Origin of the sequence: Actinomadura sp. 7K507 (assembly GCF_004348425.1) — a bacterium.
In the GTDB taxonomy this organism is placed as follows: domain Bacteria; phylum Actinomycetota; class Actinomycetes; order Streptosporangiales; family Streptosporangiaceae; genus Spirillospora.
In genome coordinates, this window is the sequence record NZ_SMKK01000110.1 from 22,288 (window position 1) to 28,624 (window position 6,337).

Here is a 6,337-nt window from a genome sequence, read left to right on the forward strand (position 1 = left end):
ACATGCCGCCGACCGGAACGTTCGACTGGGCTCAGGTGGACGTCGCCGTCCCGCGCCGGGCAGACCGGCTGCCGGGGGTCAGCATGGCCGGGTTCAGCCAGCACGTCTCCACGCTCGCGGACATCGCCATGGTCGTGCATCCGTCCGTGACGCTGATCCTCGATCTGAGCGTGGACGGCGGCATCGTCCACGAGGCGGGCGGGCGGCGGCTGCGGGGCAGCTTCGTCGCCGGGCTCCTCCCGGGCCGGCTCCGGGCGGGCGGGTGGAAGGGCGAGTGCCTCCAGATCCGGCTGTCGCCGATCGCGGCGAGCGCGATCCTCGGCGCGCCGGCCGAACTCAGCGGGACGGTGGTGCCCCTGGAGGACGCCTGGGGCCGCGACGCCGAGCAGGTCGAGGACGAACTGCGCACCGCCGCGTCGTGGGACGAACGGTTCACGATCGCCATGGACGTGCTGGCCCGGCGCCTGGGCACCCTCCCGCCGGTCGATCCCGAGGTGGCCCACGTCTGGCGGCGGACGCTCGGCAGCCGGGGCCGGGTGAGGATCGACCACCTGGCCGGCGAGGTCGGATGGAGCCGCAAACGCCTGTGGTCCCGCTTCCGGTCCCAGCTCGGCATCACGCCCAAACGCGCCGCCCGGCTGGTGCGCTTCGACCGCGCCGCCCACCTCCTCGCAGCGGGCCACGCCGCCGCCGACGTCGCCGGCGTGAGCGGCTACGTCGACCAGGCGCACCTCCACCGCGAGATCAAGGCCTTCACCGAGCTGACCCCCACCGCCGTCGCCGCCGCGCCGTGGCTCGCGATCGACGACGTCGCGTGGCCTTCTCCATCGCATGGCGGCGCGGTGGGCGGAGGCGCGGTGGGCGGAGGCGCGGCGGGTGGAGGCTCGGCGGGTGGAGGCTCGGGGTGGCCGGGCGTCCACCCGCCGTACATGCGGGCCGGGCTGTAGGCGGTCAGGGCAGCAGGAGCCAGCGGCCTCGCTGGCCGCCGGCGGCGACCTTGTCGTACGCGGTCGCGGCTTCGGTCAGCGGCACCCGGCCGGCGACCCGCAGCTCCAGGACGCCGGAGGCGGCCAGGTCGAGCAGCTCGGCGAGCTTCGCACTGTCGGGTTCGACGTTCACGATGCCGACGTCGATGCCCCGTTCGGGCTTCGCGGCGGACGCCGAGGACAGGCCGACGAACGCTCCGCCGTCGCGGGCCGCGGGGATGGCGTCCGCGTGCAGGAGGGCCGCGTCGAGGACGGCGTCGAACGACGGGCCCGGCAGCTCGGTGGCGAGTTCACGCGCTCCGGCCCTCAGCACGAAGTCGCGGTCGGACTCGCGCGCCAACCCGGTGACGGTCCACCCGGCGCGGGCGGCCAGCGCGACGGCGTACCCGCCCACCGAGCCCGCGGCGCCGGTGACCAGGAGGGTCCGGCCGCCGGCGGGGCCCAGCTGGTCCAGCATCCGTGCCGCGGTCAGGGCGTTGACGGGGAGGGACGCCGCGTCGACGGGGTCGAGGCCGTCCGGCAGGGGCCTGGCGAACGCCGTCGGCAGGACGGTCTCCTCGGCGTGCGCGCGTACCGGGGCCGTGACGTCGAGGTGCGCGGCGGCGATCGGGTCGCCGACCGAGAAACCGGTGACGTCGGCGCCGGTCTCGGTGACGACGCCGGTCAGGGACCAGCCGAGGCCGGCGGTGCCGGTGAGCCCGAAGATCGTCCGGCCCAGACCGCTCGCATAGAGGGTGTCGACGGGATCGACCGATGCCGCCGTGACCCGGACCCGCAGGTCGCCGGGTCCCAACGCGGGCAGCGTCACCTCTTCGAGCGTGGGCGCCGGATTATCGGGCTTGGACACGATTGCGAGCGTCATTATGGATCTCCTTCAGTGGGTGTATTAAACCACTATCGGTGACCTACTCTCTTCTAGGAAGTAGGCACTTCGAAGTGGTGTACGCACCCGGAGGTAAGCCATGGATTTGCCCACCGCGGACAGGCCGGCGGCACGGTTCGATGTGTTCGCCGCATCCTGCCCTAGCCGGCGCCTGCTCGACGCCATCGGCAACAAGTGGGCCAGCCTGGTGATCGTGGCGCTGGGCCTGGAGGGTCCGATGCGCTACTCCGAGCTTTCCACGCGGATCGACGGGGTCAGCCAGAAGATGCTGACCCAGACCCTGCGGGGCCTCGAACGGGACGGGCTCCTGACCCGCACGGTGACCCCGTCGGTGCCCGTCCGCGTCGACTACGAACTCACGCCGCTGGGCCTGACCCTGCTGGAACCCATGCGTCACCTCAAGGACTGGGCCGAGACGCACATGCCCGAGGTCGACGCCTCACGGGAGGCATACGACCAGAAGGACACCTGACCGGAGATGATCCCCGTGTCGGGGCCGAACAGGAAGCGGCCGATCGTGATGGACACCGCCCATCTGCGGACGGTCCCTCCTACAACTGGTCATGCGCAGCGGGGCGCGTGTTCATCGGTTCGTGGCTCATGTCAACCAGCCCTCCCATGCGGCCGGGCCGGCGCTGCCCGCCCGGTAGTCGTCGAGGGGGACACGGCCGGCGCGCCACGCGTCCAGCACCGGCTCGACGATGCGCCATGACTCGACCGACATGTCACCGCGCACCGACAGGGGCTTCTCGTTCTCCAGGACGCCCCGGAGCACTTCGCCGTACTCCAGGAGGTCGCCGGGGTCGAAACCGGCGTCGAGGGTCACCGGCTCGATGTCGAAGGGGTCGCCTGGGCCGTTGATGTTGAGGTCCAACTGCAGGCGACGGGCACCGATGCCGATGCGCAGCCTGTTGTCGACGGCGGTGCCGGCGAGGCCGGGAGGGATGCGCGGCGGGCGCTTGAACGTGAAGGCGACCTCCTGCCGGGGCGACCCGATCGCCTTCCCCGACCGGACGCGGAACGGCACTCCGGCCCACCGCCAGGTGTCGACCGCGAAGACGACCTCGGCCAGCGTCTCGGTCTCGCGGCCGGGGTCGATGCCCTCCTCGTCGGCGTACGCCGGGAACGTGCGGCCGCCGACCTCCCCGGCGGTATAGCGGGCGCGGCGGCTGAACCGCTCGGGACTGCCGTCCCATACGCGGGTCGCCCTCAGGACCTGCGCCTTGGCGTCCCGCACGTCGACCGGTTCCAGGGTGCTCGGCGGTTCCATCGCGGCGAACGACAGCACCTGGAGCAGGTGGCTCTGCAGCATGTCGCGCAGGGCACCGGCCGTGTCGTAGAAGCCGGCGCGGCCTTCGAGCCCGAGCGTCTCGTCGAACACGATGTCGACGGCGGCGACGTGCTCGGCGGTGAGCAGCGGTTCGATCACCCGGTTGGCGAACCGGACGCCGAGGATGTTCAGCACCGTCGACATGCCGAGGAAGTGGTCGACGCGGTGGACGTGCTCCTCCGGCACGAACTCGCGCAGCAGCCCGTTCAGCTCCGCCGCGCTCGCCGCGTCGTTGCCGAAGGGCTTCTCCAGGACCAGGCGCGTACCGTCCGGCACGCCGATCCGGGCCAGCGCCCGGCATGCCTCGAACGTCACCGCCGGAGGCAGCGCGAAGTAGAGCGCGAGACGGCCGCGGCGGAGTTCCAGCAGGCGGCGCAGGTCGCCCTCGGCGGCGGCGTCGGCGGGCACGTAGCGGGCGTTCCGGACCACGGTGTCGACGGCCGGTCCGCTCGCGCCGCCGTCCGCGAACGCGTTCGCGACGACCGTCCGCCACTCGTCGTCCGTCCATTCTCCCCGGTCGCTGCCGACGAGGAACAGGTCGTCCAGGGAGGACGCGGCGACGAGACCGCCCAGGCCCGGCAGGAGCAGCCTCCCCGCCAGGTCGCCGCGCGCCCCCAGGACGATCAGCGTCCGCTGTTCGCCGGCGGCGCTCATCCGGCGAACTCCCGGACCGGCACGCCCCGGACGCCAGGCGTGCAGGCGAACAGGGACCCCGCGTCCGGCTCGTCGCCGGCATCGAGGTCCTCGCGGGACGTCGTGATGAACAGCCGGTCGAGACCGTCGCCGCCGAAGGCGCACGCCGTCGTCTTGGTGACGGGCACCTCCACGACTTCGTCGAGCGTGCCGTCCGGCGCGTACCTGCGCACGGAGCCACCGCCGTACAGAGCCACCCAGACACCGCCTTCCTCGTCGACGGTCAACCCGTCGGGAGCCGGTACCGCGGCGAACGGGCGGCGCCCGGTCAGCCCCCGCTCCCGGTCGTAGTCGAAGACGTCGACGCGGCCCGTCGCGGTGTCGGCGTAGTAGGCCCGGCCGCCGCCGGGGCTCCATTCGAGCCCGTTGGAGACCGTCACGTCGCCGATCACGGTCGCCACCGAGCCGTCAGGGTCGAGGCGGTGGACGGCCGCCGCCCCTTCTCGCTGGTCGTAGGCCATGGAACCGCAGTAGAACCGTCCATCGGGGTCACATCCCCCCTCGTTCATCCGGACACCGTCATCAGTCCACAAAGGATCCAGCGGGGTCACCGTCCCGTCCGCGTCCTCCAGCGCGAAGCCGCGTTCGACGGCGATCACCGCGCCACCGCGCCTCCTGGGCCGTATCGCGGCGACCACGGCGCCGACGTGGCGCCGCGCGATCGTCCCGTCCGAGGCGAGCGACAGCACGTCCCCCGCCAGCATGTCCAGCCACCGGAGACCGCCCCACGCGCCGGACCAGACCGGCCCCTCACCGTGGTAGGCGACCGGTTCGGTGATCTGCTCGGCTCTCACCGGGCCCCCTTAAACGGCGTCGCGTGGGCATGATGTGGCAGGTGAGAGCGCCGAGGCTCCGTGACGCCCGCACGGTCGCGCACCGTGCGGCGGTGGTCCTCTCGGCGGCGGGCCTCTCGGCGACCGGCCGCCGCCCCGCCGCGGACGCGTGGATCCTCGTGCAGGCGACCGCCGGCGCCACCGCGGCATGGCTGATCGCCCGCTACCTGCTGGACCACCCCGCGCCGTTCTTCGCCCCCATCGCGGCGATCATCGCGCTGATCGCGAACCTCGGGGAGCGCGGGCTGAACGCGGTCCGGCTCCTGCTGGGCGTGATCATCGGCCTTCTCGTCGGTGAGATCGTTCTCGTCACCATGGGGGCGGGCACCGGCGTGATGCCGGTCGCCATCCTCTGCTCCCTCGCCGTCGCCCGCGTCGTCGCCGAACCGCCGATCGTCGCCGTCCAGGCCGCGTTCAGCGCGATCCTCGTCGTCGCTGTCGGGGACGTGGAGGACGGTCTCGAACGCCTGGTGGACGCCCTGACCGGCACCGGCGTCGCACTCGTGTTCACGCAGCTCCTCTTCGCCCCGGAACCGCTGGCACTGCTGCGCCGCGCGGAGCGGGCGGCGCTCACGGCGATCGCGGACGGTCTCGCGACGACCGCCCGCGCCATCGTCCAGAACGACGACGAACTCGCCGACCGGGCCGTCGAGGAACTCGGCGACGTCCGCGACCGCCTGGCGGACCTGCGCAAGGCGGGGCGGGCGAGCACGGACGTCACCCGCCGCGCGCTGGTATGGCGGGCGCACACGACCGTCATCGTCCGCGAGAACGAGAACGCCGGGCACCTCGACCTGCTCAACGCCAGCTGCGTCATGCTCGCGCGCCTCGTCGCGGCGGCCGACTCCGGCACCCGCCGCCGGCTCGAACGGCCGGTACGCGACCTGGCGGAGATCATCGCCTCGCTGGCCGGGGACCTCGGCGACCGCGAGACCCGGCAGAAGGCCGCCGACCGCTCCCTCGGCCTCGCCACCCACATCACCGCTGAGGACCTGCCCGCCTATTCGGACCTGGCTTTCCTGGCGAACACGCTCCGGATGGTCGCGACCGACCTCATGACGTTCGCGGGCGTCGACTACGCCGACGCGATCGAGGCCGTCCGCGAAGGCACGCTCGACAAGAAGGTCTCCCCGCCGGCGACCGCTCCGCACCGGTTCCGCAACTGGCTCGCACGTGTCCGGCGGCGCTAGCCACCGGGGCGGAAAGCCGGGCCACGCTCCAGCGCGACTGGCGAACATGGCGACTCCCGAGTCCGAGCAAGGCCGACAGGAAGGCGGCGCGAACCGCCTCCGGCCCGACTACCCGCTTTCTCGCGGACCTCACCTGCGACAGGGAAGCCCCCGCAGGGTGTTCACCGGCCTTCGGTAGACGTTCCGCTTAGAGAAACATCCTTGGGTGTGATGCTGCCTTTCGGCTCGATGACGCGGGTTCCCCGTAACGGGATCGGCCACGGGTGCGGGTGTAGATATTGCTGGATATTGACCTTCCCGTGGAGCCGGTGACACGATGGTCAGCAACGATGAACAGGTGTTCCTCTTAGCGGAACGATGAGAATGTGAGGCGTCGGCTTGAGTGAGGGCGGGCCCGATCTGGTGGTGGCCGGTGCCGGGGG

General features: G+C 72.3%; 6 protein-coding genes. 3 read left to right on the forward strand and 3 right to left on the reverse strand.

Translation table 11 applies throughout. The features are described 5' to 3' along the window. Positions 1-2: 2 nt before the first annotated feature. A complete protein-coding gene (locus tag E1285_RS24110; RefSeq protein ID WP_132155797.1) occupies positions 3-947 on the forward strand; it encodes a helix-turn-helix domain-containing protein in 945 nt (314 codons plus the stop codon). A 4-nt stretch (positions 948-951) separates the two neighbouring features. Here E1285_RS24110 and E1285_RS24115 read toward each other — a convergent pair whose 3' ends face one another. Continuing rightward, positions 952-1,848 carry an NADP-dependent oxidoreductase gene (locus tag E1285_RS24115; protein ID WP_132155799.1) on the reverse strand — a complete coding sequence of 299 codons (897 nt, stop codon included), beginning with the start codon at positions 1,846-1,848 and terminating at the stop codon, positions 952-954. Between the two features lie 100 nt (positions 1,849-1,948). Here E1285_RS24115 and E1285_RS24120 point away from each other — a divergent pair, with 100 nt between their 5' ends. Further along, complete coding sequence (locus E1285_RS24120) at positions 1,949-2,341, forward strand: helix-turn-helix domain-containing protein (protein ID WP_132155801.1); 393 nt, start codon at positions 1,949-1,951, stop codon at positions 2,339-2,341. Positions 2,342-2,467: 126 nt separating this feature from the next. On the opposite strand, the gene E1285_RS24125 is transcribed toward E1285_RS24120, so the two are convergent. Both E1285_RS24125 and E1285_RS24130 read right to left on the reverse strand, forming a co-directional pair. Further along, positions 2,468-3,853: a glucose-6-phosphate dehydrogenase gene (locus tag E1285_RS24125; RefSeq protein WP_132155803.1), complete on the reverse strand. Its 1,386-nt coding sequence runs from the start codon at positions 3,851-3,853 to the stop codon at positions 2,468-2,470. Beyond that, positions 3,850-4,686 carry an SMP-30/gluconolactonase/LRE family protein gene (locus tag E1285_RS24130; protein ID WP_132155805.1) on the reverse strand — a complete coding sequence of 279 codons (837 nt, stop codon included), beginning with the start codon at positions 4,684-4,686 and terminating at the stop codon, positions 3,850-3,852. The genes E1285_RS24125 and E1285_RS24130 overlap by 4 nt, the downstream gene beginning before the upstream one ends. A gap of 41 nt (positions 4,687-4,727) precedes the next feature. Between E1285_RS24130 and E1285_RS24135 the strand changes: the two genes are divergently transcribed. Next, positions 4,728-5,915, forward strand: coding sequence for an FUSC family protein (locus E1285_RS24135; protein WP_207946774.1), 1,188 nt, complete (start codon positions 4,728-4,730; stop codon positions 5,913-5,915). Positions 5,916-6,337 lie beyond the last annotated feature (422 nt).